Below are 24,259 nucleotides of genomic sequence, written 5' to 3'. Positions count from 1 at the left end.
GGGGGCGCGGGGGGCGGGGGGGGGGGGGGTTTGTTGGGGGGGGGGGGGGGGGGGGGCGCCCGGCCCCGCGGGGCGGGGGGGGGGGGGGGGGGGGGGGGGGGCGGCGCCGCCCCGGCCCCCGCCCCCCCCCCCCCCCCGCCCCCCCCCCCCCCCCCCGCCGCGCACGTGCGCGAGCCGCCCTAGGGCTCAGCCGCAGTTACCGGTGATCCACTGGTGGGACCGCACCTTGTACGTACCGGCGAGGTTGCCGCCCTGCTGCTGCCGGGTGCAGCCGATCCGGTCGTTGTAGTTGGTGCTCGCGTAGAAGGCGACACCGCTGTACGACCCGGTGCCGGCGTTCCACACCGACTTCACGTTCGTCGTGGCGGCCCAGGAACACTTGATGGCGCCGCTCTGCCAGTCGGGGTCGGCGACGCTCCACGAGCACTTGCTGCCCGTGAAGTTGAAGCCGGTCCAGAAGCAGACGTCACCCGACGCGCAGTCCACGGCGGCGGCCGAGGCGGGTGCCGCCGACGCGGAGGCGGGCAGGGCCAGCGTGGTGGCGGCCGCCGCACTGACGGCGAGGGTCGCGAGCAGCGGGGAGAGGCGACGGGGACGACGTACGGAAAGGTTCATGGATCTGTTTCTCCTTGCGATGCGGCTGCTGGTGGTGGTCGGACAGCCAGAAGGTGGCAACGCGTGTCCCGGCCAGGCAAGGAGACCGGCCGGGCTGGGACGCCGGGACGGTCGCACGCCCGCTACTTGGCGCGTTATCTAACCCCTGGGACGGCCGTGGGACGGCTACTGTGTCCAGCCACTGCAACGTCTGACCAGCGTGCCGTAAGTGCCAGGGGGGAACCGCGATGCCCGCGTGCCCGGAGACCGAGCGGTTCGGCGCGTTGTTGCGTTCGCTGAAGAACCGGTCCGGTCTGAGTTACGAGGCCCTCGCCAAGAAGACCGGCACGGCCGGGTCCACACTGCACCGCTACTGCCGCGGCACTTCTGTGCCCCAGGACTACGGAAGCGTGCACAGGTTCGCCACCGCCTGCGGCGCGACCCCGGACGAACTGCGGACGCTGCACCGGCAGTGGGCCCTGGCGGACGCCGCCCGGACGGAGACGGGGGCGGTGGACGCGGAGGCCGCGGTGGACGCGGTGGACGCGGTGGACGCGGTGGATCCCGCAGACGCCGTCGTGGTCACTGGTCTCGTGGACAGTGATCGCGATGTCGGTGACGGTGACGGTGATGGTGACGAGGAGCCGGAAGCGGTGGAGGTCGGGCCGGTTCGGCCGGTCCGTCAGGGCCGGTTCCGTCTCGACCAGTTCCGTCAGGGCCGGTTCCGTGTCGTGGTGATCGGCGCCGTGGTCCTGACGCTCGGTGTCTCCGCCTGGGCCCTGACGACCGATCACCCGTCATCCGGCAAGGGCGCCGGCGGCGGATCCGCGGCGGACGGCCGTCTGCTCTTCTCGGCCGCCTGTCAGCCCGTGGTGGCCATGGGCCAGCACGACGCGTGCGTGGGCGAGGTACAACGGCTGCTGCACGCCAAGGGCGCGGACATCGACGTCGACTCGGACTTCGGCCCGCAGACGCTGCGCCGGGTCACCGCCTTCCAGGTGTTCACCGGTCTCCAGCCCAACGGAGTCGTCGGGGGCGCCACCAAGGAGGCGCTCTACACCTCGAACGTACGCATGACCGTCTGGCCCCCGGCGAAGGTACGGCAGCACATCCGCGCGGTCTTCACCGACGCACCCGACGCGGCGGTCGCCATCGCCGACTGCCAGTCGTTCCTCGACCCGCTGCACATCCTGCCCAACACCAACGGCACCCGTAACTGGGGTCTGTTCCAGATCTCCGACCTGCGCCTGCGCGAGCTGGGCGGGACCCCGCGTCAGGCGCTGGACCCGGAGTGGAACATCAGGGCGGCCAAGCGCCTCTGGAGCAAGAAGCGCGACTTCCACGACTGGCCGAACTGCGAACGCGCGGTCAAGGGCGCCGCCACCACCGCGCCCGCACGGTAGCGGCGGCCCACCACAACCTTGGTGGACCGCCGCGCACGCACCGACCTGCCGCGGATCAGTGGAAGAAGTGCCGCGTCCCCGTGAAGTACATGGTGATGCCCGCCTTCTTCGCGGCCTCGACCACCAGCTCGTCACGGACCGAACCGCCGGGCTGGACCACGGCCCTGACACCCGCCTCGGCGAGGATCTCCAGACCGTCGGGGAACGGGAAGAACGCGTCCGAGGCCGCGTACGACCCACGGGCCCGCTCGGCGCCCGCCCGCTCGACCGCGAGCTTCGCGGAGTCGACGCGGTTGACCTGGCCCATGCCGACGCCGACCGAAGCGCCGTCCTTGGCGAGCAGGATCGCGTTGGACTTCACCGCGCGGCAGGCCCGCCAGGCGAAGGCCAGCTCGTCGAGCTCGCCCTCGTTCAGGGCGTCACCGGTCGCCAGGGTCCAGCTCGCCGGGTTGTCGCCGTCGGCCTGGAGGCGGTCGGTGACCTGGAGCAGCGCGCCGCCGTCGATCGGCTTGAGCTCGGCCGGGTTCGCGGGCGCACGGTGAGCACGCAGCACGCGGATGTTCTTCTTCTTGGTGAGGGCTTCGAGGGCGCCGTCCTCGTACTCGGGCGCCACGATGACCTCGGTGAAGATCTCGGCGACCTGCTCCGCCATCTCCTTCGTCACCGGCCGGTTGACCGCGATCACACCGCCGAAAGCGGACAGCGGGTCACAGGCGTGCGCCTTGCGGTGCGCCTCGGCGACGTTCGAGGCGATCGCGATGCCGCACGGGTTGGCGTGCTTGATGATCGCGACGCAGGGGTCCTCGTGGTCGTACGCGGCACGGCGCGCGGCGTCCGTGTCCGTGTAGTTGTTGTACGACATCTCCTTGCCGTGCAGCTGCTCGGCTTCCGCGAGACCGCCGGCGCCCGAGGTGTAGAGGGCGGCGGGCTGGTGCGGGTTCTCGCCGTAGCGGAGGGTGTGCGATCGCTCCCAGGTGGCGCCGAGGAAGTCGGGGAACCCGGTGGGGTCGACGGGGGCGTACTCGGAGGCGAACCAGGAGGCGACGGCGACGTCGTACGCGGCCGTGTGCTGGAAGGCCTCGGCCGCGAGCCGCTTACGGGTCGTGAGGTCGAAGCCGCCGGCCTTGACGGCGGCGAGGACGTCGCCGTAACGGTCCGGGCTGGTGACGACGGCCACGGACGGGTGGTTCTTGGCGGCGGCGCGGACCATCGAGGGCCCGCCGATGTCGATCTGCTCGACGCACTCGTCGGGCGTCGCGCCCGAGGCGACGGTCTCGCGGAAGGGATAGAGGTTGACGACGACGAGGTCGAACGGCTTGACGCCCAGCTCTTCCAGCTGCCGCTGGTGGTCGGGCAGACGCAGGTCGGCGAGGATGCCGGCGTGGACCTTGGGGTGCAGGGTCTTCACGCGGCCGTCGAGGCACTCGGGGAAGCCGGTCAGGTCCTCGACCTTGACGACGGGGACCCCGGCCGCGGCGATCCTGGCGGCGGTGGAGCCGGTGGAGACGAGCTCGACACCGGCCTCGTGGAGCCCGCGGGCGAGCTCTTGGAGCCCGGTCTTGTCGTAGACGCTGACGAGCGCGCGCCGGATGACCCGCTTGGTGTCCTCGGTGCTCTCGGCCGTGACTGTGCTGTCGGCGGTCACTGGATAACTACCTTTCGTCCCTCAATGCGATAGCCGTTGCGGGCGAGCCGCCCCACGACATCGACGAGCAGCCTTCGCTCGACTTCCTTGATGCGCTCGTGCAGAGCGCTCTCGTCGTCCTCGTCCCGGACCTCCACCACGCCCTGAGCGATGATCGGTCCGGTGTCGACGCCGTCGTCGACGAAGTGGACGGTGCAGCCGGTGACCTTCGCGCCGTACGCGAGCGCGTCGCGTACGCCGTGGGCCCCCGGGAAACTGGGCAGCAGGGCGGGATGCGTGTTGACGAACCGCCCGCCGAACCGGGCGAGGAATTCCTTCCCCACGATCTTCATGAACCCCGCGGAGACCACCAGGTCGGGCTCGTGGTCGGAGACGGCCTCGGCGAGCGCGTGATCCCACTCGTCCCGGGTGTCGTAGTCCTTGACGCGGCGGACGAAGGTGGGGATCCCGGCCCGCTCGGCCCGGGCGAGCCCTTCGATGCCGTCGCGGTCGGCGCCCACGGCCACGATCTCGGCCCCGTAGGCCTCCGGCCCTCCCGCGGCGATGCCGTCGAGCAGTGCCTGCAGATTCGTGCCTGATCCGGAGACCAGCACGACGAGGCGCTTGGTCTTGGCCACGACGGGGCCCTTTCTCGGGGGAGCGTTTGTACGGTCGTACGAATGCTTCGCGCCCCTGGATACGGGGAAGTCTACGAAGCGGCCGACCGTCAGCAACGATACCGGCACACCGGGCGGCCCCCACGGGACGGGGGCGTGGCCGGAAGGTAGCGTCTGCGGTGTCCCGGGAACAGCGTTCGGCACGGGGAACGCCCTGTGCGCTTGGGACGTTGACCTGGGACGGGTAGAACGTTCGGGGTACGAGCCCCGGGGGCGAACGTCCGGGGCGCGGGTCTCGGACGCAAAACCCGGGGCAGGGACTCCGCGGAGCGGTACCCGGGGTGCGAATCCCGGGTCCTGATCCTGGAAACGAACGCCCGGGGTGCGAGCCCCGGGCGGGACGCTCGGGGTGCGCGTCGCAAGCACGATGCCGTGTGGACACGCCGCCCGCCAGAACCACCAAGGGGAAGACGCACACCTGATGCCGGACCGCAGTCTCCGACTCCCTCCGCTGCTGCTGCGCGAGCGGCGCCCTTCGCCTACCCCGCCGCGGGAGAGCGGGGACACGCCCGCGGGTGGGAGCGGTTCCGCGGGCGGACGCGGCCCGGACACGGACTCCGGCACGGGCTCCGGCTCCGGCTCCGGCTCCGGCTCCGGCTCCGACGACAATCCCTTCGCTCCGCCGCCGGAGGGCACGCCCGACCGCCCCTGGAAGCCCCGCCGTCCCGCGTCCGGCCAGAGCCCGAAGGAGAACGACGGTTCCGACCCCGGACAGTCCCCCTGGGGCAGTCAGTGGAGCGACCGGCAGCCGGGGCGTTCGTCAGGCGGCGGTTTCGGCGACCGTCCCGGGGCTCCGCAGGGTCAGGGCGGCCCGGAGGGTCCCGGCGGTGGGCCGGGCGCCGGAATGCGCTGGGACCCGACGGACCCCGCCCAGCGCCGCGCGCGCTACGCGCTGCTCTCCGGAATGTGGGCGTTCTTCTTCGCCCTGTTCAGCTGGCCGTACGTGGCGCTGCTGCTCGGTGCGCTCGCCCTGTACTGGGGCGGCAGTGCCCTGCGCGCCAAGGCCCGTACGCCGGACCCGGACACCGCGGCCCCCGAAGCGAACACCCGCCCCCAGACGACCGCCGCGGTGAGCGGCCTCGTCACCGCGTCCCTGGCCATCGTCATGGTCGCCGCGACCTTCACCGCGCAGCTCGTGTACAGCGACTACTACTCCTGCACGAACGACGCCCTCACCAACGCCGCCAAACAGTCCTGCAACGACCTCCTCCCGAAGGACCTCAGGGGCGTCTTGGGAACGCGCGGCTAGCCCTCCCACACCGGCACCCCACCAGAGACGCAGGAACCCACACACCCACCCCCCACACCCCCGCAGCAAACATCAACCCAGGCCCCCGGCGGGGTCCGGGGCGCAGCCCCAAACGGGGTCTGGGGCGCAGCCCAAGCGGGGTCCAGGGCGCAGCCCAAGCGGGGTCTGGGGCTCGGCCCCAGGGGGTCTGGGGCTCGGCCCAAGCGGAGTCCAGGGCGCAGCCCAACCGAGGTCCGGGGCACAGCCCAACCGAGGTCCGGGGCACAGCCCAAGCGGAGTCCAGGGCGCAGCCCAACCGGGGTCCGGGGCACAGCCCAACCGGGGTCCGGGGCACAGCCCAAGCGGAGTCCAGGGCGCAGCCCAACCGGGGTCCGGGGCGCAGCCCCAGGGGGTCTGGGGCTCGGCCCCAGGGGATGGGAATGGGTAGGGGCGGCGGGGGCGAGAAAACCGAGGGCCCTCACTCACCCCGTTCAGGCGGCACCGGCAAGGCCGCCGCATCCACCCCATCGACGGGCAAGAAGTCGTACGGCTCCAAGCTCGGATCCGAAGCCGGACCGGACGCCGGGGCGGCGGCAGGGACGGGCCCGGAGCCAGAAGTGGGGGCCGCCCCCACCGACGGAGTCACCCCCACCTGACCTCCGTCCCCCCGCGACCGCCCCGCCCAGAACCCCCATGAGAACCACGAGGGCCGAGAGAGCCACGTAAGCCAAGAAGCCCCCCGTCGCCGCCGAAGCTCCCACCCCCACAACCCCACCCCCACAGGAACCCCCACCCCCACCGTCCACACCACCACCGCTCCCCCCACCTGCCACCACACCGGCCCGAAGTGTGCCAACGCCGCCACTCCCAACGGCCCACCCGCCAACCCGGCAAGCACCGCCATCACCAGCCCGCACAACACGGCCGCGACCCCCACCCCCGCCACGACCCGCCCCCACGACCAGGCCTCACGCCCCTCCCCCGGCGCCCCCGACGCCCCCGCGGTCACCAAGAACCACGCCACCGTCACCCCCGCCACCACCGGCACCAACATCCCCACCTCACTCCACGCCACCCCAGGCACCGGCACCGGCACCGCCGCCAGCAGCGGAAACGCCGGCAGCAACGGCCCCGGCCCCGCCGCGGACAACGGCCCCGCGACATGCCCGGCCCCCAGCACGACCCCGGGCCCGAGCCCGTACGCGGCCCCCCACACCGCCGCGTTCGGCACGAGCGCCACACAGAGCAGCAGTACCGCGAACCGCCCCGACCACACCTCGGTGAGCTGCGCGAACGAGTCCCGGGCGGCATCGCCGTGCCACACCAGCGACACCGCCACCAACAGCGAGCCACCCCCGACGAGCGCCGCCGCCCCGGCCCCGGCCGCCCGCGCCGAGGCCCCGATGAATTCGGGCGGGCAACGGCGTACACCGGCGGGCACCACGGCGAGCAACCGCCGGACCCGCGCGGGCACGGGGAAGCCGGCGCGGCCGCACGCCGCCCACACCCCCACACCCGCCGCACTCCCGGCGAGCAACGGCAGGCATCCGGCGGTCCACACCCACGAAGGCCGCAACTCCCCGCCCGAGCAGTACAGCGCGGCCGCCAGACCGACCGTCAGATAGCCCCCGACGACCCCCGTCCACACCGTGCCCGGCTCCGCCTCGGCCTCGGCGTCCGCCACCCCGCGCGCCGCCCGGTACAGCAGCCACACGGGCAGGGCGACCAGCAGCAGCGGTGTCACACCCATCGGCATGGGCAGGCCCGACAGGGTCTCGGTGCGGATCAGCTCCACGCCGTGCGCGAGCAGCCACAACGCGGCGGCCACGTGCAGCGATCCACTCGGCCCGCTGTCCGGATAGGGCGAGCTGATCCACAGCATCATGACGAGGACGGCGAACGAGCCAAGTCCGAGCCCCGCCGCGAGAGCGCCACCCAGGAGGCTGGCGCCCAGTCCGGGTGAACGGTGGCGCATCCGGGTGAGCAGGGGCGACAACGACAGCCTGCGGTCGGTCATTTGGGTCACGCCCGCCATGCTCCCAACGACACGCGCTTTCTCGTCGTAACAGGCGAACCTTGGATGTGTCGCTCAATATGCAGCTATGTACTTTTTCGTACTAAGGGGCACCCTATGGGGTCCGACATGACACGCACCCCTGAGACCCCGCTGCCCTCCCCCAAGGACCGCCGCCGCCTGCGCGAGGCCCAGTCGCTGAGCCAAGCCGACGTCGCGGCCGCGGTGGGCGTCACCCGTGCGACGGTGCGCTCGTGGGAGAACGGCCGTACGACGCCACGCGGCAGCAAACGGGAAGCGTACGCACGGCTGCTGACGGGCACTGAGGAGGTGACCACCCATCAGGAGAATCCGGTCCGCGCGCTGGTCGGCGCCGCCACCGGCCCCGTACAGGCGTCCCCCGACCGCGCCGAACCCACCCCCGAGCCGCCCTCCGAAACCCCTCCCGCCTCCGAACTCGGCCCCCTACCCACACCAGAACTCGGCCCCGTATCCACACCAGAACCCGGCCCCGGGTCCGAGGCCGAACTCGAACCCCTTTCGGCCCCCCTGACGCCCGATCAGGCCTTCGACGCCCTCTACGCGTTCTGCGCCCCCGCCCTCGTACGGCAGACCTACCTGCTCACCGGGCGGCGCGAGCTGGCGCGCGAGTCGGTGGAGCGCGCCTTCCAGCTGGCCTGGCACCGCTGGCCCGAGGTGGCCATGGACCGCGATCCGGCGGGGTGGGTGCGGGCGACGGCGCACGAGTTCGCGCTCTCGCCCTGGCACAGGCTGCGCCCCCGGCACCGCAACCCGGAGCCGCCGCCCACCGCCCCCGCGGACCGCGCGCTGCTCGACGTACTCCTGCAGCTGCCGCCCGTGTACCGGCGGACCCTGCTGCTCTACGACGGGGTCGGGCTCGATCTGCCGGAGACCGCGGCCGAGACGGAGGCGAGCACGCCCGCGGCGGCCAGCCGGCTACTGCGCGCGCGCGAGGCCGTTGCCACGCGGCTGCCGGAGCTCGCGGAGCCCAAGGAGTTGCACCGGCGCCTCGCCGAGGTCGCCTCCGCCGAGCGGCTGCGCGCCGCGAAGCCCACCACGGTCCGCTGGGGCGGAGAGCAACGCGCCCGGCACTGGACCCGCGCCGCCATCGCCTTCACGGTCGTCCTCATCGGCGCCACGACGCTGACGCTCCGTACCGCCCCGGACCACTACGAGCCGCCGCTGGCGCCCGGCGCCACGGTGCACGGGGTGCCGCCCCGGGTCGCGCCCGGGCCGCTGTCCGCGGAGGAGCTGGCCCTGCGCGCCAAGCTCAAGGGGGAGACGGTCAGCGGGCCGGAGCGGCTGGTTCCGAAGGCAGGCTGAGCCGGTTCCGAAGGCAGGCTGAGCCGGGTACGACGACGGGCTCGCACCCCCGTGGGGATGCGAGCCCGTTCAGTCTGGAGAAGGTCCAGCCTGGAGAAGGTCAGCCGGCGAGGATCTCGCGGGCCAGCTTCGCCGTCTCGGTCGGCGTCTTGCCGACCTTGACGCCGGCGGCCTCGAGGGCCTCCTTCTTCGCGGCGGCCGTGCCGGAGGAGCCGGAGACGATGGCGCCGGCGTGGCCCATGGTCTTGCCCTCGGGCGCGGTGAAGCCGGCGACGTAGCCGACGACCGGCTTCGTCACGTTCTTGGCGATGAAGTCCGCCGCACGCTCCTCGGCGTCGCCGCCGATCTCACCGATCATGACGATCAGGTCGGTGTCGGGGTCGGCCTCGAACGCGGCGAGCGCGTCGATGTGCGTCGTACCGATGATCGGGTCGCCACCGATGCCGACGGCGGACGAGAAGCCGATGTCACGGAGCTCGTACATCATCTGGTACGTCAGCGTGCCGGACTTCGAGACCAGGCCGATGCGGCCCGGCTTCGTGATGTCGCCCGGGATGATGCCGGCGTTCGACTGGCCCGGGGTGATGAGACCGGGGCAGTTCGGGCCGATGATGCGGGTCTTGTTGCCCTTCGACTTCGCGTACGCCCAGAAGGCGGCGGAGTCGTGGACGGCGATGCCCTCGGTGATGACGACCGCGAGGGGGATCTCCGCGTCGATCGCCTCGACGACGGCGGCCTTGGCGAAGGCCGGCGGCACGAAGAGGACGGACACGTTGGCGCCCGTCTTCTCCATGGCCTCGGCGACCGTGCCGAAGACCGGGATCTCGGTGCCGTCGATGTCGACGGACGTGCCCGCCTTGCGCGGGTTCACGCCACCGACGATGTTCGTGCCGTCGGCCAGCATGAGCTTGGTGTGCTTCATGCCCGTGGCACCGGTCATGCCCTGGACGATGACCTTGCTGTCCTTGTTGAGGAAGATAGCCATGGCGGTTGTTTCCCTCGTCCCTTACTTCGCAGCCGCGAGCTCGGCGGCCTTGTCGGCCGCGCCGTCCATGGTGTCCACGCGCTGGACCAGCGGGTGGTTGGCGTCCGACAGGATCTTGCGACCCAGCTCGGCGTTGTTGCCGTCGAGGCGCACGACCAGGGGCTTGGTGACTTCCTCGCCCTTGTCCTTGAGCAGCTGGAGCGCCTGGACGATGCCGTTGGCGACCTCGTCACAGGCGGTGATGCCACCGAAGACGTTGACGAAGACGGACTTGACGTCCGGGTCGCCGAGGATGATCTCCAGGCCGTTCGCCATGACCGCGGCGGAGGCGCCGCCACCGATGTCGAGGAAGTTGGCGGGCTTGACGCCGCCGTGGTTCTCACCGGCGTACGCGACGACGTCGAGGGTGCTCATGACGAGACCCGCGCCGTTGCCGATGATGCCGACCTCGCCGTCGAGCTTGACGTAGTTGAGGTTCTTGGCCTTGGCCGCCGCCTCGAGCGGGTTGGCGGCGGCGTGGTCGACCAGCGCCTCGTGCTCCGGCTGGCGGAACTCGGCGTTCTCGTCCAGGGACACCTTGCCGTCGAGCGCGATGACGCGGCCGTCGGCGACCTTGGCGAGCGGGTTGACCTCGACGAGGAGGGCGTCCTCCTTGATGAAGGTGTCCCACAGCGTCACCAGGATCTCGGCGACCTGCTCGGCGACCTCGGCCGGGAACTTCGCCTGGGCGACGATCTCGCGGGCCTTCTCGATCGAGACGCCCTCGTTGGCGTCGACCGGGACCTTCGCGAGGGCGTCGGGGTTCTCCTCCGCGACGACCTCGATCTCCACGCCGCCCTGAACGGACGCCATGGCGAGGAAGGTGCGGTTGGTGCGGTCGAGGAGGTACGAGACGTAGTACTCCTCGGCGATCTCGGGCGCGGTCTCGGCGATCATCACCTTGTGGACCGTGTGGCCCTTGATGTCCATGCCGAGGATGTCCGTCGCGCGGGCGACGGCCTCGTCCGGGGTGGCGGCGAGCTTGACGCCGCCGGCCTTGCCGCGGCCACCGACCTTCACCTGGGCCTTGACGACGGACTTGCCGCCAAGACGCTCGGTCGCCTCGCGGGCTGCCTCAGGCGTGTCAATGACTTCACCGGCCAGCACCGGTACACCGTGCTTGGCGAAGAGGTCCCTCGCCTGGTACTCGAACAGGTCCACGCGCGTCCGTCCCTATCAGTGATCTCGCGGTTCGTTGGATGCGTGGGCGTGCCGCGAAGGGCAACGTGACGTCCGCTGTCACAAGGGTGGCGCACACGGTGTCCGAGCGCGCGGCATGTCCGTCTCGCAGGTTATCGCCGCAGGACGTGGGTCCCTAAATCGCAGGTCACACCTGAGCGGTGATACCTGTCACAGATCTGGCCTGGACAGGGCCTCACCAGGCTGGGGTTTGCCTGGTGAGGCCCCTCGAACAGCCCCGAAGGGGCCCGGGGAGGGTGGCCCTCACCCCAATGGGGGCCACCCTCCCCGTCCGCGGGGTTCCGGTCGGACACGGCCGACGGATTTCGGCCGTCCGAGGCCGTGGCCCCGCGGAGTCGGTCGGTGGGTACAGCGGTACGGCGGGAGGGGCGGTCAGACGCCGCGAAGCCGCCGACATTCATCTCGCCGCCGTACGCCAGACCGGTGGCGCGGGCGGATGTTCAGGCCGCCAACGGGGGAAGGACCGCCCTAGCCGGGGAAGAGCGGAATGTCCCGGTACCTGTCCCGGGTCTCGGCCGCGGTCACCGCCGCGGGAAAACCGGGCACGAGCCGCAGCGGCGCCCGGTGACTCGGAGTGACGACGGCATGAGGATCGCCGTGGCGCGGCGTGCCGCTGTCGACGGCTGACTGACCGCCCAGCGCGCCCGTGGGGTCGCCGGGGGGTGCCTGACGGTCGGGCCCCGGTCCCGGCGCCGCACCGCGGTGCTCGCCGCGCACGGCGACCCCGGCCGTGTCCGTACCGAGGCGGGCGGGGCCGTAGTACGTCGGGCCGACGGGCCCGGCGTCCGCGTGCCGCACCACCGCATGCGACGACGAGGGCACGGCACCCTCGCCCAAGTGCTGGGGCCCCGAACCGGCGGACGGAACCTGACCCCCCGTGCCCGGAAGCGAGGGCGGACCGGGCACCTCGGGCAGGGAGGGCACCGAGGGAAGGGAGGGCAACGAGGGAAGGGACGGCAGGGTCTTCGGCGGAGCCTGGCCCAACTCGCCGGTCACGGTCTCCACGAGATCACCGACCGGCCGTACGACGCTGTCGGCAGCCGGTCCTACGACGTGCCGGACGGTGTCGGTCACGCTGGTGACGGTGTCGCCGACCTGAGCGACGGTGTCTGTGACATGAGCGTGGGTGACGGTGTCCGTGACGCGAGCGTGAGTGACGGTCTCCGGGACGCGAGCGTGAGTGACGGTGTGGGCCGCCGAGTGCGCCACCGACAGCGGAGCACCCGGCTTCACCACCCGTACCGACGCACCCGTCGGAACCGTCGGCACCAACCCGTCCGCCCCGTCCGCCGCATGCGCCCGCTCCCCGCAGAGAACCCCGAGCGCGAACAACCCGGCCACCAGCAGTGCCAGTCGCAGTGCACGCCGCCCTGTCGCCGTCCGCGTCATGCGCGTCATACGCAGAGCGGCACCGGCGAAGGGCGGTTCGGCGGCGAGAGGGGTCAAGACCGGGTGATCCTCCGTGCGGCGGGAAGAGGCGTCGATCCTCGCACGGGTCTCCTGAGGTCGCGCAAGCCCCCTGTCGGCGTCATCACTGATGACACGTCTCCTCAGGCGGTGTCCGGTATCGGGAGCGGGCGCTTCTCGATCGCCGCCGCCATCACCTCGGGAAACAGATCGGGTGTACAGGCGAACGCCGGTGTGCCCAGCGCCGCGAGCGCCGCCGCGTGCTCATGGTCGTACGCGGGCGCCCCATCGTCGGACAACGCCAGCAGCGTCACGAACTGCACCCCCGACGCCTTCATCGCCGCGACCCTCTTGAGCATCTCGTCGCGTATGCCCCCTTCGTAGAGGTCGCTGATGAGCACGACCACCGTTTCGGCGGGCCGGGTGATCTGCGACTGGCAGTACGCGAGCGCCCTGTTGATGTCCGTACCGCCGCCCAGCTGGATGCCGAAGAGGACGTCGACCGGGTCGTCGAGCTGGTCGGTCAGATCGACGACGGCCGTGTCGAAGACGACGAGCCGGGTGGCGATGGACCGCATCGACGCGAGAACGGCGCCGAACACGGAGGCGTGGACGACGGACACCGCCATGGATCCCGACTGGTCGATGCAGAGGATGACCTCCTTCTTCACGGACTGCGAGGCACGCCCGTAGCCGATCAGCCGTTCGGGCACGATCGTGCGGTACTCGGGCAGGTAGTGCTTCAGGTTCGCCGCGATCGTGCGGTTCCAGTCGATGTCCTGGTGACGGGGTCTGCTGATGCGCGTACTGCGGTCGAGGGCGCCGGTGAGAGTGGCCCGGGTGCGGCTCGCGAGCCGCTTCTCGAGATCCTCGACGACCTTGCGCACAACGGCCCGTGCCGTTTCCTTCGTCGTCTCCGGCATGGCCTTGCTGAGGGAGAGCAGCGTGCCGACCAGGTGCACATCGGCCTCGACCGCTTCCAGCATCTCGGGCTCCAGCAGGAGGGTGGACAGCCCGAGCCGGTCGATGGCGTCCCGCTGCATGACCTGCACGACGGACGAGGGGAAGTACGTACGGATGTCCCCGAGCCAGCGCGCGACCGACGGCGCCGACGCCCCGAGCCCCGCCGAACGGTCCCGCCCCGACCGCCCCTTGCCGCCCTTCCCGTACAACGCGGTGAGCGCCCCGTCCATCGCCGCGTCCTGCCCCGCGAGCACGCATCCGGTGCCGTCCGCCTCCTCGCCCCCGAGCACCAGCCGCCACCGCCGCAGCCGCTCGGCGGTGGCGACATCGACGTCGACGTCAGTGGGTCCGGTCGGCCCGTTCGATCCGGTCGATCCGGTCGATCCGGTCGCTTCCACAGGTGCCGCTGTCATCGGGCCACCCCCGCAAAGTCGTCGTAGGCCTCGTCCAGCCCCAGCAGCAGGCTCAGCACCGGCAGGACCGCGTCGGCGCGCCCGGGGTCGAGGTCGGGGGCGAACCCGGGTATGCCGGAGCCGGCGGCCTCGGCGCTCCCCCGCGCCCCCGGGCCGCGCCGGACCAGCTCACCCAGGGTTCTGCGCACCCCTGCCTCGTACGCCGAGAACGTGCGCCGCAGCAGCGGCAGCACATCGGTGAACGCCTCCGCGGGCACCCCGGTCAGCCACGCGTCCACCAGACCGAGCAGCCGCTCGTCGTGCACGAGCAGCATCCCGCCCCCGGAGCCACCGCCGACGAAGCCCTCGATCCACGCGGCCGCGTCCCCCGGCTCCGTACCCGGCGACAGCACGAGGCCCATGAGCCGCGCGGCCTCGTCCTGCCCCAACTCCCCGTCGTCCAGCAGCAGTCGTACCACCCGTCCACGGATCACCCCTGGCACGGTGTCCCGCCCGGCCAGCACCCGGAGTACGGAGTGCCAGCGCTCGCGTATGCCGCCGGAGGCCGGCGTGCCCGGCTCCCCCAGCAACCCCACCGCGCCGTGCACCGCGTCCACATGGCGTCGCATGTGCTCGGCGGCCTCGGCGTCGAGGGCCGCGCAGGCCGGTGGGAGTCCGACGAAGATCCGCTCGGCGAGGCCCACGGCGACGTCCGTGAGGGCGTGTGTGTCCGTGCCCCGCACATCGCCGTACCGCAGGGAGCGGACCAGCGCGGGCAGGGCCTGGGCGAGGTGGCCGACATCCGCGTCCAGCGCGGCCCGGTCGGCGAGGACCCGCATCACCACGGGCAGCGCGTCCGGGAGTCCGGCGAGCAGACAGCGCTCGGCCAGTGCCGTGACGTCGGCCAGCACCTGCGCGGCGACGGCGTCCGCCTCGGCCTTGCCGGTCGCCGCCGACAGCACCGTCGTACCCCAGACCCCGGCCTCGGCGACCCGCACGGACAGCTCCGGCTCCCAGCGCAGCCGCCAGGTCTCCCTGAAGGTGCCGGTGCTGCCGCGCGAGACGGTGGGCTCGCCCCATGCGACACCGAGCAGCCGCAGCCGGTGCAGGAGTCTGCTCCGCCCGGCGTCGGTCTCCCCCCGCAGGTCCAGCTCCAACTCCCGCTCCATCGGCTCGGGTTTGAACCGCAGCCGCTTCTGCGCACGCGCGAGGTCGCGCTGCAACGGCACCGCGGGAGCGGACTGAGGCACCTCGCCCAGCACATCGCCGACCACGAGCCGGTCGTGCACGAGCCCCAGCGGCACGTCCGAGCCCTCGCACATCACGGCCCGCACGGCATCGGTGGTCTCGGTCAGCCCGGGCAGTGGGCGACCGCGCATCGCGGCGAGCGTGTCGGCCAGCCGTACCGCCTCGATGACGTGCGCGGACGACACCATCCGGTCCTCGTCGCGCAGCAGCCTCGCCACCTTCGTCATCCAGCGTTCGACGGGACGGTCCGGGGCGGCGAACAGATGCCCGTACCAACCCGGCGAGTCGATGCCCGCGCCGTACCCGCTGACCCGCGACAGCCTCCGGTGCGTCCACGGCACCCACGTCATGTCGGCCTTGGCCTTGGGGAGCCCCTTGAGCAGCGCCCGATCGGCGGCCACGGTCGTCTTCTGCCGCAGCGCAGGCACGTGCCACGCCCCGCACACCACGGCCATCTCGTCCCCGAACTCCCGCTGCGCCGCCCGCATCTGGAGCCGCATGTACGCCTCGCGCACCAGGTCCCGGTCGTGTCCCCCGACCCCGTAGGCCTCCCGCAGCGCCTCCATCGCCTCCTCCAGCGCGGTGAAAGGCGCGAAAGGATCGGCCCCGCTCCCAGCCCCGCCCCGGTGCTCAACCACGTCCTCCCACCAGCGCTCGGGATCGTCGTAACCGGCCGTCTCCGCGAGTACGGCGAGGGGGTCGATCCGCACGTCCGCGTCACCGGAACGGTCGGACGCACCGGCCCTCTTCTCCGCCTCCTGCCCCCTCTCCTCCTGCCCCCTCTCCTCTTGCCGTTTCTCCTTCTCCGCCGTCTCCTTCTCCTCTTCCTTCCCCCACGCCAGCGTGTGGGTCGCCGGGAGGTCGATGAAGCGGGCCGGGACCCCGTGCTCCAGGGCCCATCGCATCGCCACCCACTCGGGGGAGAACTCGGCGAGCGGCCAGAAGGCGGAGTGGCCGGGCTCGTCCACGACATGGGCGAGGAGTGCGACCGGAGGACGCATGTCCTTCTCGGCAGCGAGCGGGATGAGCGCGTCCGCCTCCGGGGGTCCCTCGATCAGTACGGCCTCGGGCGTCGCCGCCTCGAGCGCGGCCCGCACGGCGCGCGCCGACCCCGGGCCGTGATGCCGCACCCCCAGCAGCAGCGGCCCCGCCGTGAAGGTCGTCATGCGCTCACCTCCCGGCAGGCCCGGTAGAAGTCCTTCCAGCCGTCCCGCTCGCGGACGACCGCCTCCAGGTACTCCTGCCAGATGACCCGGTCGGCGGCCGGATCGCGGACGACGGCGCCGAGGATGCCGGCCGCCACGTCGGACGCGCGCAGGACGCCGTCGCCGAAGTGGGCGGCGAGGGCCAGGCCGCCCGTGACCACCGAGATCGCCTCGGCGGTGGACAGCGTGCCGCTGGGCGACTTCAGCTTGGTCCGCCCGTCGGCCGTGACCCCGTCGCGCAGCTCGCGGAAGACGGTGACGACACGGCGGATCTCGTCGATGCCCTCGGGCACGGCGGGCAGGTCGAGGGAGCGGCCGATCTGGCCGACCCGCCGCGAGACGATGTCGACCTCGGCGTCCGCGCTCTCCGGCAGGGGCAGCACCACCGTGTTGAAGCGGCGGCGCAGGGCGCTGGACAGCTCGTTCACCCCGCGGTCGCGGTCGTTGGCGGTGGCGATCACGTTGAAGCCGCGGACGGCCTGCACCTCCTGGCCCAACTCCGGTATCGGCAGGACCTTTTCCGACAGGATCGTGATCAGCGTGTCCTGCACGTCCGCCGGGATACGGGTCAGCTCCTCGACCCGGGCCGTCATGCCCTCGGCCATGGCCCGCATGACCGGGCTCGGCACGAGCGCGTCCCGGCTGGGGCCGTGGGCGAGCAGCTGCGCGTAGTTCCAGCCGTACCGGATCGCCTCCTCCGGTGTGCCGGCCGTGCCCTGCACCAGCAGGGTCGAGTCACCGCTGACCGCCGCGGCCAGGTGCTCGGACACCCAGGTCTTCGCGGTGCCGGGCACGCCGAGCAGGAGCAGGGCGCGGTCGGTGGCGAGCGTGGTCACGGCGACCTCGACGATGCGGCGCGGTCCCACGTACTTCGGTGTGATCACCGTGCCGTCCGGCAGCGTGCCGCCCAGCAGATAGGTCGCCACCGCCCACGGCGACAGCCGCCAGCGAGCGGGCCGCGGCCGGTCGTCCTGCGCGGCCAGCGTGGCGAGTTCGGCGGCGAAGGCGTACTCGGCATGTGGTCGCAGCGCCTCGCCCGCGCTCTCGCTCACACCTTCGCCCAGGCCCTCGCTCACGGGCGGACGGACGGTCGTCGGTTCAACGGACTCAACGGGCACGGACATGGCTCGCTCCCCCTCCGGCTCGGCCGGTTCGGATCTGGTTCCACCGTGCACCACGCCACTGACAATGCGCTCTGACCTGCACAAATATGCTCGCGAAGGTCGATTGTCAGTGGCGGGACCTACCTTCGATGACATGACTCAGCAGGGGGTGCGCTGGACAGCGGATCAGGTGCTGGCACTGGCGCCTGATGCCGCGTCACGTACGGCCGGCGGCAAGCTCGGCGCGGCCGGGCCGTGGTCGGAGGCAGGCAGTTCTGACGAGGGGACGGTATGGGGACTGTGCAGGGGAAGCGGCAGCAGGCCTTATCAGACGGTCATCGACATCGCGGACTCCACCGGGCCCGCGTACCAGTGCAGTTGCCCGAGCCGGAAGTTCCCGTGCAAGCACGCGCTGGGACTGCTGCTGCTCTGGGCGGCCGAGGACGGTTCGGTGCCGCGGGGGCCGGCCCCGGACTGGGCGCAGCAGTGGATAGAGGGGAGGCGCGAGCGAGCGGGGGAGAAGGGGACGACGGGCGGGGCATCTGGGACGGCGTCACCGGGCGATCCGGAGGCGGCGCGGCGCAGGGCACAGCGCCGGGCCGAGCGGATCACCGCGGGGGCGGCGGAGCTGGAGCAGCGGTTGGCGGACCTGCTGCGGGGCGGCCTCGCGTCGGCCGAGCAGGCGGGGTACGGGATGTGGGAGGAGACGGCGGCCCGCATGGTCGACGCGCAGGCGCCCGGACTGGCCGCGCGGGTCAGGGAATTGGGGGCGGTTCCCTCCTCCGGACCCGGCTGGCCGGTGCGGCTGCTGGAGGAGTGCGCGCTGCTCCATCTCCTCGACCAGGGCTGGCTGCGCCGTGAGCGGCTGCCGGACGACCTGGCCGCGACGGTTCGCTCGCGGGTGGGGCTGCCCGGTTCGGCGGACGGGCCGCCGGTGCGGGACCGCTGGCTGGTCCTCGCCCAGTACGACACGGCGGACACCCGGCTCACGACCCGCAGGATCTGGCTCTACGGCGCGGAGACCGACCGCACGGCGCTGCTCCTCTCCTATGGGGCCGCCGGCCGCGCGCCGGAGCTGACGCTGCCGGTGGGGCTGGCCTTCGAGGCGGAGGTGTCCGCGTATCCGGGCGCCGGACAGCTCCGAGCGGCCCTGGGCGAGCGGTTCACGCCGCCCGCCCCCGCGCGGACTCGTCCACCGGGGCTGACCACCCCCCAGGCGGCGGCCCGCTTCGGCGAAGCCCTGCGGGCCGACCCCTGGCTCGACTCCCACCCGGTCACGCTGGCCCGGGTGATACCCACCCCCGACGGCGACACCTGGCAACTGGCGGACGCCGAGGGCGACTTCGGTCTCCCGATCGCCCCTTCCCTGCTCTCCCGCCCCGGCCTGTGGCGCCTCGCCGCCCTCTCCGGCGGCGCGCCCGTCACGGTCTTCGGAGAGTGCGGCCACCGCGGCTTCACGCCTCTGACGGCCTGGCCGGAGGGCGACGGAGAGGCGGTGTCACTGTGCTGAGTCACGGTGCCGACCACCGGCACAACCCGCGTCACCACTTCCGTTCTCACCACCGCCTCCCTACGGAGAGGACGCTCATGAACACGACCTCCGCTTCCGCGGGCGCGCCCGTCGGGGGTTCCTGGGAGGAGCTCGTCACGATGGCCCTCCTCGGGACCGAGCGGCGCCCGCCTCCGGCCTGGGCCGCCGGGCGCGCGGCGCCGGTGGCCCTGCTGGACGCGGCCGCCGTGGAAACCCTGCGGCGGCGGGCCGGGGTGCGGGCCGCGCGGGCGGCCGCCCGTCCCGAACCCGCCGCGCCCGACCCGCGGCCGGCCCTCCCGCCCGCCGCGGCTCACCGACTCGCGACGCTGCTGGCGGACCGGCCCGGCACGGGAGGCGGCGGCCGCAGGGGCACGGCACCCGACCTCATGGAGCTGCTGCCGCAGTGGCTCGCGCTGGCGAACGCGCGGGGTTTCGCGCCGCCCCCGGAAACACTGCCCGCGCTCCTCGACGCGGCCCGGGGCCGTACGGACCTGCGGCCGGCGGCTCTGGCCTTCGCCGGACCGCGCGCCCTGTGGCTCGCCCGGCTGAACCCGGAGTGGCGCTTCGCCCTGCGTTCGCTGCCCGGCGGCGGCACCGCGCTGCCCGGCCCCGAGGACCCCGGGCGCGCGCGACAGCTCTGGCAGGAGGGACTCTTCGCCGAGCGGGTCGCACTGCTCACATCGATACGGGCCCAGGACCCCAGAGCCGCGCGCGAGCTGCTCGCCACCACCTGGGCGACCGAGCGGGCCGAGGACCGGCTGATGTTCCTCGACTCCTTGCGCTCCGGACTGTGCGCGGCGGACGAACCGTTCCTGGAACGGGCGCTCGCCGACCGGAGCCGCAACGTCCGGGCCACCGCGGCGGAACTGCTGTCCGCGCTGCCCGGTTCGGCGCTCGCCGCGCGGATGGCGGCGCGGGCCGGCTCGTGCGTGGCCGTCGACCGGACGCGGGGCACACCCTCGATCGTCGTCGAGGCGCCGCACGAGTGCGACGCGAGCATGGAGCGCGACGGTGTTGTACCGAAAGCTCCGGCGGGACGAGGGGAACGGTCGTGGTGGCTGGGCCAGTTGGTCGAAGCAGCGCCGCTCGGGACATGGTCGCGACGGCTCGGCGGACGTACGCCGGAGGAGCTCGTGGCGCTTCCGGTGGCGGACGACTGGCAGAGCGAGCTGCATGCCGCGTGGTGCCGGGCGGCGGTACGGCAGCGGGACCCGGGCTGGTCCAGGGCGCTCCTCGGCGCGCCGTCGGCTCCGGAGGCCGGCGGCCCGGGGGCGGTGTCACTGGCGGAGCGGTCGAAGCTGCTCGCCACGTTGAGCTCCGCCGAGCGGGCCGAGTGGGTGGCGGGGTTCATCGCCACGCACGGGTTGTCCGAGGCGTTCCAGCTGCTCGGGGTCTGCGCGGTGCCGTGGGCGGGGCCCCTGGGACGGGCGGTGGTCGACGCGCTCAATATCGCGCGGGACGCGGGGAGTTATCCATGGAGCTTCAGTGGGGTGATGGGGCTGGCCGAGCGGTGCCTGGATCCGGCGGAGGCGGGGCGGCTGGAGGGACTCACAGCGGTCGCCGACGAGCCGGAGAACGCAGCGCCCGGCGCCGGTGGCTACTGGGCGGAGGCCTTCCAACGCCTCGTCACCACCTTGCGTTTGCGCGCGGTGATGTCCTCGGAGCTGGAGGGTGCGGGCCCGCGCTGACAGGAGCGCCCCTTGAGGGGCGCGGGGAACTGCGCGACCAGCCCCCCACCCGCAGCCGCCCCAAGAGCGAGGGGGACCGCTCCCCCGTCGGAGAGGCGCTACGCGCCGGCCGGCTGGCGTACGTTCGCCCGGACCCACTCCACGATCGACGCGGTCGTCGCGCCCGGCGTGAAGATCTCGGCGACGCCCTTCTCCTTGAGCGGTGCGATGTCCGCCTCGGGAATGATCCCGCCGCCGAAGACCTTGATGTCCTCCGCGTCGCGCTCCTTGAGGAGATCGATGACGGCGGCGAACAGTGTGTTGTGGGCGCCGGAGAGGATCGAGAGGCCGATCGCGTCGGCGTCCTCCTGGATCGCGGTGTCGACGATCTGCTCCGGGGTCTGGTGGAGCCCGGTGTAGATGACCTCCATACCGGCGTCGCGCAGCGCCCGCGCGATCACCTTGGCCCCGCGATCGTGGCCGTCGAGCCCCGGCTTGGCCACCACCACGCGGATCGGACCGGCTGGCACACCCATCACTGCCTCCATGAACGGACTTCATCGACCGCCCCGCGCCGCACCGGCAGGGGAAGTGAACGAACGTTATCGTCAGATCCGTGCAAACCGCAGTTTCCCGCTGAAGACCGAGGGGGAAATCACACGGTGGGACACATTCGCCGCGCACCGCTCCGCGTTTCTGCGGCACACGCGCCGCAGGGATCTGCGACGCGCGGGCCGTGGCCGGAGCCTGCGCAAGGAGAGCCGCCAGCAGGTGGCAGCACCACCGTCGCGTCAGGGAGACGTGACGGCGGTGCGGCGCACCGGCGGGAGCACGACGGCAGGGAATCCCGTCGCGTCACCGGCGCACCACACGCCACGGACGCACCGTCGGCAACCGCCCACGCCATAGCCACCGGCACCACCACCGCGGCTTTCCACGAGGGCACACGGGGGACAGAGCGGTCCCGCCACGTGCCGACTGGAGGTCGGCCATGAAGGTCACCGGGGCCGAGTTGCCCTTTCTCCCTCTCCGTCAGCGTCTGCTGCCCAGCCGGCTGACCGGGCTCTCGGTGGCCCTGTTGAAGGCGACGGCCCTGGAGATCGCCATCCTCGCCGGGCACCTCCTCCTCTATCCGTCCGGCATCACCCAGGAGCGCCGCGGCACCCCGGCGCTCCCCCCGCCCGACGCGCCCCGGCTGCCCACCAGTACCAAGCCGCCGGTCGTGCTGCTGCACGGCTTCATCGACAACCGTTCGGTCTTCGTGCTGCTGCGCCGCAACCTCGCCCAGCACGGCAGGCGGCACATCGAGTCGCTCAACTACTCGCCGCTGACGAACGACATCCGCGCCGCCGCGGAGCTGCTCGGACGGCACATAGAGGACATCTGCGAGCGCACCGGACGCGATCAGGTGGACATAGTGGGCCACAGCCTCGGCGGACTGATAGCCCGCTACTACGTCCAGCGCCTCGGCGGGGACCTGCGCGTCCGCACCCTGGTCACGCTCGGCACGCCGCACGCGGGCACGAAGGTCGTTCCGCTGATGAACGCGCACCCGATCGTCCGTCAGATGCGACCGGGTTCCGAGGTGATCGAGGAGCTGCGCAAGCCCGCGCCCGACTGCCGTACGCAGTTCGTGAGCTTCTGGAGCGACCTCGACCATCTGATGGACCCACTGGAGACCGCCTCCATCGACCACCCGGACCTGCTCGCCCAGAGCGTCCAAGTGAGCGGAATCGGACATCTCGCCCTGCCGGTCCACCCGGCGGTCGCCGCCGGGATACGGCAGGCACTCGACTTCGAGGAGACGCAGGCCCGCCCCGCCGCCGCGCCCGCCGCCGAAACCGGGGGTCTGACAGTGGCGTAACGCCTCCGCGGAACACCCCCAACATCGAACGGCAATCGAACGCCAGGCCAAAGCCGTGCCCGCCCTCCCCCGAAACACGGCCGAATGCCCGTTTCCCGAGTGGAGGAAACCTGCCGAAGATTGTCGCGCCCGCGTACCGCCGGGTACAGTCGCCGCACTGCTCTGCCAGCCCCTGTTGTCGAGGCGAAAGAGAAGTTGGTGAACGACCGTCACCCGTCGGGGACCGTAACGCCCCCGGCTCCGGCCTCCGATGCCGCCCCGGCGCCCTATGCGTCCTACGGTGGCCAGGAAGCCCACTACGGCGACTTCACCTCGTACGACGGCTACGCCACCGCCGGTACGTACGCGACCGGAAGTTTCGAGACCACGGGTTTCGAGACCTCGACCTTCGCGACGGACCCCCTCTTCGGCGACATGTCGGGCGGCGGCACAGGTTCGTACGACGCCACGCAGTGGAGCACCGGCAGCCACCAGACGCCGCACTACGACCCGTACGCCGCACAGCACCAGGCCGCGTACGACACCGGTGCCTACGACACGACCGCCTGGGCGAGCGGATACCAGCAGCTCGCCGACATCCCCGCGCAGCACCCGGGCCCCGAAGGCACCGGCCAGTGGGACGCGGCCGCCTGGCTCCAGGCCGAACAGACCGGCCAGGCCGGCCAGACCCAGCAGTGGACCGCGCACACCCAGGAGACGGGCGCGTACGACGCCACGCAGTGGAACACCGCGGGCGAACACGACCCGTACGAGGGGTACGAGCAGCACCAGCAGGCCGAGTCGTACGAGCGGCAGCTCGCCGCCGAGGCCTACGAGCATCAGCCGGTGCCCGAGTCCGACGTGGACGACCGGCCCTTCGACCAGCAGGCGACCGCGACCTTCGAGCAGGTGTCGTACGAGGAACCCGGCGCCGCGGAGGACGAGTTCGAGGACGCCGGTGACGCGCAGGACGCGCCGTTGCTCGAGGACATGGAAGAGGTCATTCCGGCCCCCCGTGCCGCGAACCGGTCCGGGTCCCGTTCCCGGCGGCGCACCCCGGCGAAGCGTTCCGCCTTGCTGACCGTCGCGGTGCCCTCGGCCTGTGTGATGGGGGTCGCGGGGATCGCCGCCGCCTCCGTGGGCACCATCGGCGGGAACGACAGCAAGGACAACACGACCCTCAGCGCGTCCGACGGGACCGCGGTGAAGCCGTCGGCCGCCAACAACAAGCTGGACACCCAGCTCCAGAGCCTTTCCGCGGGCGCGGACGACTTCGCCGACCGGGCCAGCCGGACGCAGGAACGTATCGACCTCAAGGCTCAGCAGGCCGCCGAGAAGCAGAAGGCGGTGGCGGAGGCGGCCCGCAAGGAACGGCTGCGGCCGAAATTCGTGCTCCCGGTCACGCAGAAGGGCCTCAGCGCCTACTTCGGCCAGGCCGGCATCAACTGGATGTCCGTGCACACGGGCATCGACTTCCCGGTGTCGTACGGCACGCCGGTGATGGCCGCGACCGACGGCACCGTACGGACGCAGTGGAACAGCGCGTACGGGAACATGGCGATCGTCACCGCGAAGGACGGCACGGAGACCTGGTACTGCCACCTCTCCAGCTACAAGGTGCCGTCGGGGACGGTCGTGAAGGCCGGTGACCAGATCGCGTTCTCCGGGAACTCCGGCAACTCGACCGGTCCGCACCTGCACTTCGAGGTCCGCCCCGCGGGCGGTTCGGCGATCGACCCGCTGCCGTGGCTGCGCAGCCACGGCCTGGACCCGACGTAACCCTGCGGTCCCT

At 72.4% G+C, this 24,259-nt stretch carries 18 protein-coding genes; 7 read left to right on the top strand and 11 right to left on the bottom strand.

Annotated elements, in window-relative coordinates; all coding sequences use genetic code 11:
* Positions 1-186: 186 nt before the first annotated feature.
* A complete protein-coding gene (locus ACIQTP_RS45960) occupies positions 187-615 on the bottom strand; it encodes a peptidase inhibitor family I36 protein (RefSeq protein ID WP_402034889.1) in 429 nt (142 codons plus the stop codon).
* A gap of 227 nt (positions 616-842) precedes the next feature.
* On the opposite strand from ACIQTP_RS45960, the gene ACIQTP_RS45955 reads away from it, so the two are divergent.
* Positions 843-1,997 carry a helix-turn-helix domain-containing protein gene (locus ACIQTP_RS45955; RefSeq protein WP_403411955.1) on the top strand — a complete coding sequence of 385 codons (1,155 nt, stop codon included), beginning with the start codon at positions 843-845 and terminating at the stop codon, positions 1,995-1,997.
* A 55-nt stretch (positions 1,998-2,052) separates the two neighbouring features.
* Here the strand turns inward: ACIQTP_RS45955 and purH are convergent, their stop codons facing one another.
* Both purH and purN read right to left on the bottom strand, forming a co-directional pair.
* Entirely contained in the window at positions 2,053-3,642 is a 1,590-nt protein-coding gene (purH, locus tag ACIQTP_RS45950; protein ID WP_403411952.1) for a bifunctional phosphoribosylaminoimidazolecarboxamide formyltransferase/IMP cyclohydrolase, read from the bottom strand.
* Complete coding sequence (purN, locus tag ACIQTP_RS45945; RefSeq protein ID WP_403411949.1) at positions 3,639-4,259, bottom strand: phosphoribosylglycinamide formyltransferase; 621 nt, start codon at positions 4,257-4,259, stop codon at positions 3,639-3,641. The genes purH and purN overlap by 4 nt, the downstream gene beginning before the upstream one ends.
* Positions 4,260-4,719: 460 nt before the next feature.
* Between purN and ACIQTP_RS45940 the strand changes: the two genes are divergently transcribed.
* Complete coding sequence (locus tag ACIQTP_RS45940) at positions 4,720-5,547, top strand: hypothetical protein (protein WP_403411946.1); 828 nt, start codon at positions 4,720-4,722, stop codon at positions 5,545-5,547.
* Between the two features lie 457 nt (positions 5,548-6,004).
* On the opposite strand, the gene ACIQTP_RS45935 is transcribed toward ACIQTP_RS45940, so the two are convergent.
* The gene (locus ACIQTP_RS45935; RefSeq protein WP_403411958.1) at positions 6,005-7,543 is read right to left on the bottom strand and encodes a DUF6350 family protein; all 1,539 of its coding nucleotides are present in this window, start codon (positions 7,541-7,543) and stop codon (positions 6,005-6,007) included.
* 126 nt (positions 7,544-7,669) lie between these two features.
* On the opposite strand from ACIQTP_RS45935, the gene ACIQTP_RS45930 reads away from it, so the two are divergent.
* The gene (locus tag ACIQTP_RS45930) at positions 7,670-8,884 is read left to right on the top strand and encodes a sigma factor-like helix-turn-helix DNA-binding protein (RefSeq protein ID WP_403411943.1); all 1,215 of its coding nucleotides are present in this window, start codon (positions 7,670-7,672) and stop codon (positions 8,882-8,884) included.
* A gap of 100 nt (positions 8,885-8,984) precedes the next feature.
* Here ACIQTP_RS45930 and sucD read toward each other — a convergent pair whose 3' ends face one another.
* The 6 genes from sucD to ACIQTP_RS45900 all read right to left on the bottom strand — a co-directional run bounded on the left by sucD (position 8,985) and on the right by ACIQTP_RS45900 (position 17,447).
* Positions 8,985-9,869 (bottom strand): succinate--CoA ligase subunit alpha, encoded by an 885-nt coding sequence (sucD, locus tag ACIQTP_RS45925; RefSeq protein WP_075028438.1) that lies wholly within the window; start codon positions 9,867-9,869, stop codon positions 8,985-8,987.
* A gap of 21 nt (positions 9,870-9,890) precedes the next feature.
* The gene (sucC, locus tag ACIQTP_RS45920; RefSeq protein ID WP_168494767.1) at positions 9,891-11,069 is read right to left on the bottom strand and encodes an ADP-forming succinate--CoA ligase subunit beta; all 1,179 of its coding nucleotides are present in this window, start codon (positions 11,067-11,069) and stop codon (positions 9,891-9,893) included.
* A 507-nt stretch (positions 11,070-11,576) separates the two neighbouring features.
* Complete coding sequence (locus ACIQTP_RS45915) at positions 11,577-12,554, bottom strand: hypothetical protein (RefSeq protein ID WP_403411939.1); 978 nt, start codon at positions 12,552-12,554, stop codon at positions 11,577-11,579.
* A gap of 104 nt (positions 12,555-12,658) precedes the next feature.
* Positions 12,659-13,891, bottom strand: a complete 1,233-nt coding sequence (locus ACIQTP_RS45910) for a VWA domain-containing protein (protein ID WP_403411936.1) — start codon at positions 13,889-13,891, stop codon at positions 12,659-12,661.
* Positions 13,888-16,284: a DUF5682 family protein gene (locus ACIQTP_RS45905; RefSeq protein ID WP_403411933.1), complete on the bottom strand. Its 2,397-nt coding sequence runs from the start codon at positions 16,282-16,284 to the stop codon at positions 13,888-13,890. The genes ACIQTP_RS45910 and ACIQTP_RS45905 overlap by 4 nt, the downstream gene beginning before the upstream one ends.
* Complete coding sequence (locus ACIQTP_RS45900; protein WP_403411930.1) at positions 16,281-17,447, bottom strand: AAA family ATPase; 1,167 nt, start codon at positions 17,445-17,447, stop codon at positions 16,281-16,283. Before ACIQTP_RS45900 ends, ACIQTP_RS45905 begins: the two co-directional genes overlap by 4 nt.
* Before the next feature lie 133 nt (positions 17,448-17,580).
* Between ACIQTP_RS45900 and ACIQTP_RS45895 the strand changes: the two genes are divergently transcribed.
* On the top strand, positions 17,581-18,936 hold the full coding sequence (locus ACIQTP_RS45895) for an SWIM zinc finger family protein (RefSeq protein ID WP_403411927.1): 1,356 nt from the start codon (positions 17,581-17,583) through the stop codon (positions 18,934-18,936).
* Between the two features lie 77 nt (positions 18,937-19,013).
* Positions 19,014-20,645, top strand: a complete 1,632-nt coding sequence (locus ACIQTP_RS45890) for a DUF5691 domain-containing protein (RefSeq protein ID WP_403411924.1) — start codon at positions 19,014-19,016, stop codon at positions 20,643-20,645.
* Positions 20,646-20,743: 98 nt separating this feature from the next.
* Here ACIQTP_RS45890 and ACIQTP_RS45885 read toward each other — a convergent pair whose 3' ends face one another.
* The gene (locus ACIQTP_RS45885) at positions 20,744-21,160 is read right to left on the bottom strand and encodes a cobalamin B12-binding domain-containing protein (protein ID WP_402034862.1); all 417 of its coding nucleotides are present in this window, start codon (positions 21,158-21,160) and stop codon (positions 20,744-20,746) included.
* 455 nt (positions 21,161-21,615) lie between these two features.
* On the opposite strand from ACIQTP_RS45885, the gene ACIQTP_RS45880 reads away from it, so the two are divergent.
* Together ACIQTP_RS45880 and ACIQTP_RS45875 are read left to right on the top strand one after the other, a co-directional pair.
* A complete protein-coding gene (locus ACIQTP_RS45880) occupies positions 21,616-22,488 on the top strand; it encodes an esterase/lipase family protein (RefSeq protein ID WP_403411921.1) in 873 nt (290 codons plus the stop codon).
* 198 nt (positions 22,489-22,686) lie between these two features.
* Positions 22,687-24,246, top strand: coding sequence for a M23 family metallopeptidase (locus ACIQTP_RS45875; protein WP_403411918.1), 1,560 nt, complete (start codon positions 22,687-22,689; stop codon positions 24,244-24,246).
* The last annotated feature ends 13 nt before the right edge of the window (positions 24,247-24,259 follow it).

Source organism: Streptomyces sp. NPDC090798 (genome assembly GCF_044768965.1).
Classification (GTDB): domain Bacteria; phylum Actinomycetota; class Actinomycetes; order Streptomycetales; family Streptomycetaceae; genus Streptomyces.
Note: the sequence above shows the minus strand (reverse complement) of the source record. Positions and strands in the feature narration are given on the sequence as shown.

What these genes read in the sequence shown, in the direction of transcription:
- ACIQTP_RS45960 (WP_402034889.1), bottom strand. Translation starts at nt 615, where the DNA reads ATGAACCTTTCCGTACGTCGTCCCCGTCGCCTCTCCCCGCTGCTCGCG.
- ACIQTP_RS45955 (WP_403411955.1), top strand. Translation starts at nt 843, where the DNA reads ATGCCCGCGTGCCCGGAGACCGAGCGGTTCGGCGCGTTGTTGCGTTCG.
- ACIQTP_RS45940 (WP_403411946.1), top strand. Translation starts at nt 4,720, where the DNA reads ATGCCGGACCGCAGTCTCCGACTCCCTCCGCTGCTGCTGCGCGAGCGG.
- ACIQTP_RS45935 (WP_403411958.1), bottom strand. Translation starts at nt 7,543, where the DNA reads ATGACCGACCGCAGGCTGTCGTTGTCGCCCCTGCTCACCCGGATGCGC.
- ACIQTP_RS45930 (WP_403411943.1), top strand. Translation starts at nt 7,670, where the DNA reads ATGACACGCACCCCTGAGACCCCGCTGCCCTCCCCCAAGGACCGCCGC.
- sucD (WP_075028438.1), bottom strand. Translation starts at nt 9,869, where the DNA reads ATGGCTATCTTCCTCAACAAGGACAGCAAGGTCATCGTCCAGGGCATG.
- ACIQTP_RS45910 (WP_403411936.1), bottom strand. Translation starts at nt 13,891, where the DNA reads ATGACAGCGGCACCTGTGGAAGCGACCGGATCGACCGGATCGACCGGA.
- ACIQTP_RS45905 (WP_403411933.1), bottom strand. Translation starts at nt 16,284, where the DNA reads ATGACGACCTTCACGGCGGGGCCGCTGCTGCTGGGGGTGCGGCATCAC.
- ACIQTP_RS45900 (WP_403411930.1), bottom strand. Translation starts at nt 17,447, where the DNA reads ATGTCCGTGCCCGTTGAGTCCGTTGAACCGACGACCGTCCGTCCGCCC.
- ACIQTP_RS45895 (WP_403411927.1), top strand. Translation starts at nt 17,581, where the DNA reads ATGACTCAGCAGGGGGTGCGCTGGACAGCGGATCAGGTGCTGGCACTG.
- ACIQTP_RS45890 (WP_403411924.1), top strand. Translation starts at nt 19,014, where the DNA reads ATGAACACGACCTCCGCTTCCGCGGGCGCGCCCGTCGGGGGTTCCTGG.
- ACIQTP_RS45885 (WP_402034862.1), bottom strand. Translation starts at nt 21,160, where the DNA reads ATGGGTGTGCCAGCCGGTCCGATCCGCGTGGTGGTGGCCAAGCCGGGG.
- ACIQTP_RS45880 (WP_403411921.1), top strand. Translation starts at nt 21,616, where the DNA reads ATGAAGGTCACCGGGGCCGAGTTGCCCTTTCTCCCTCTCCGTCAGCGT.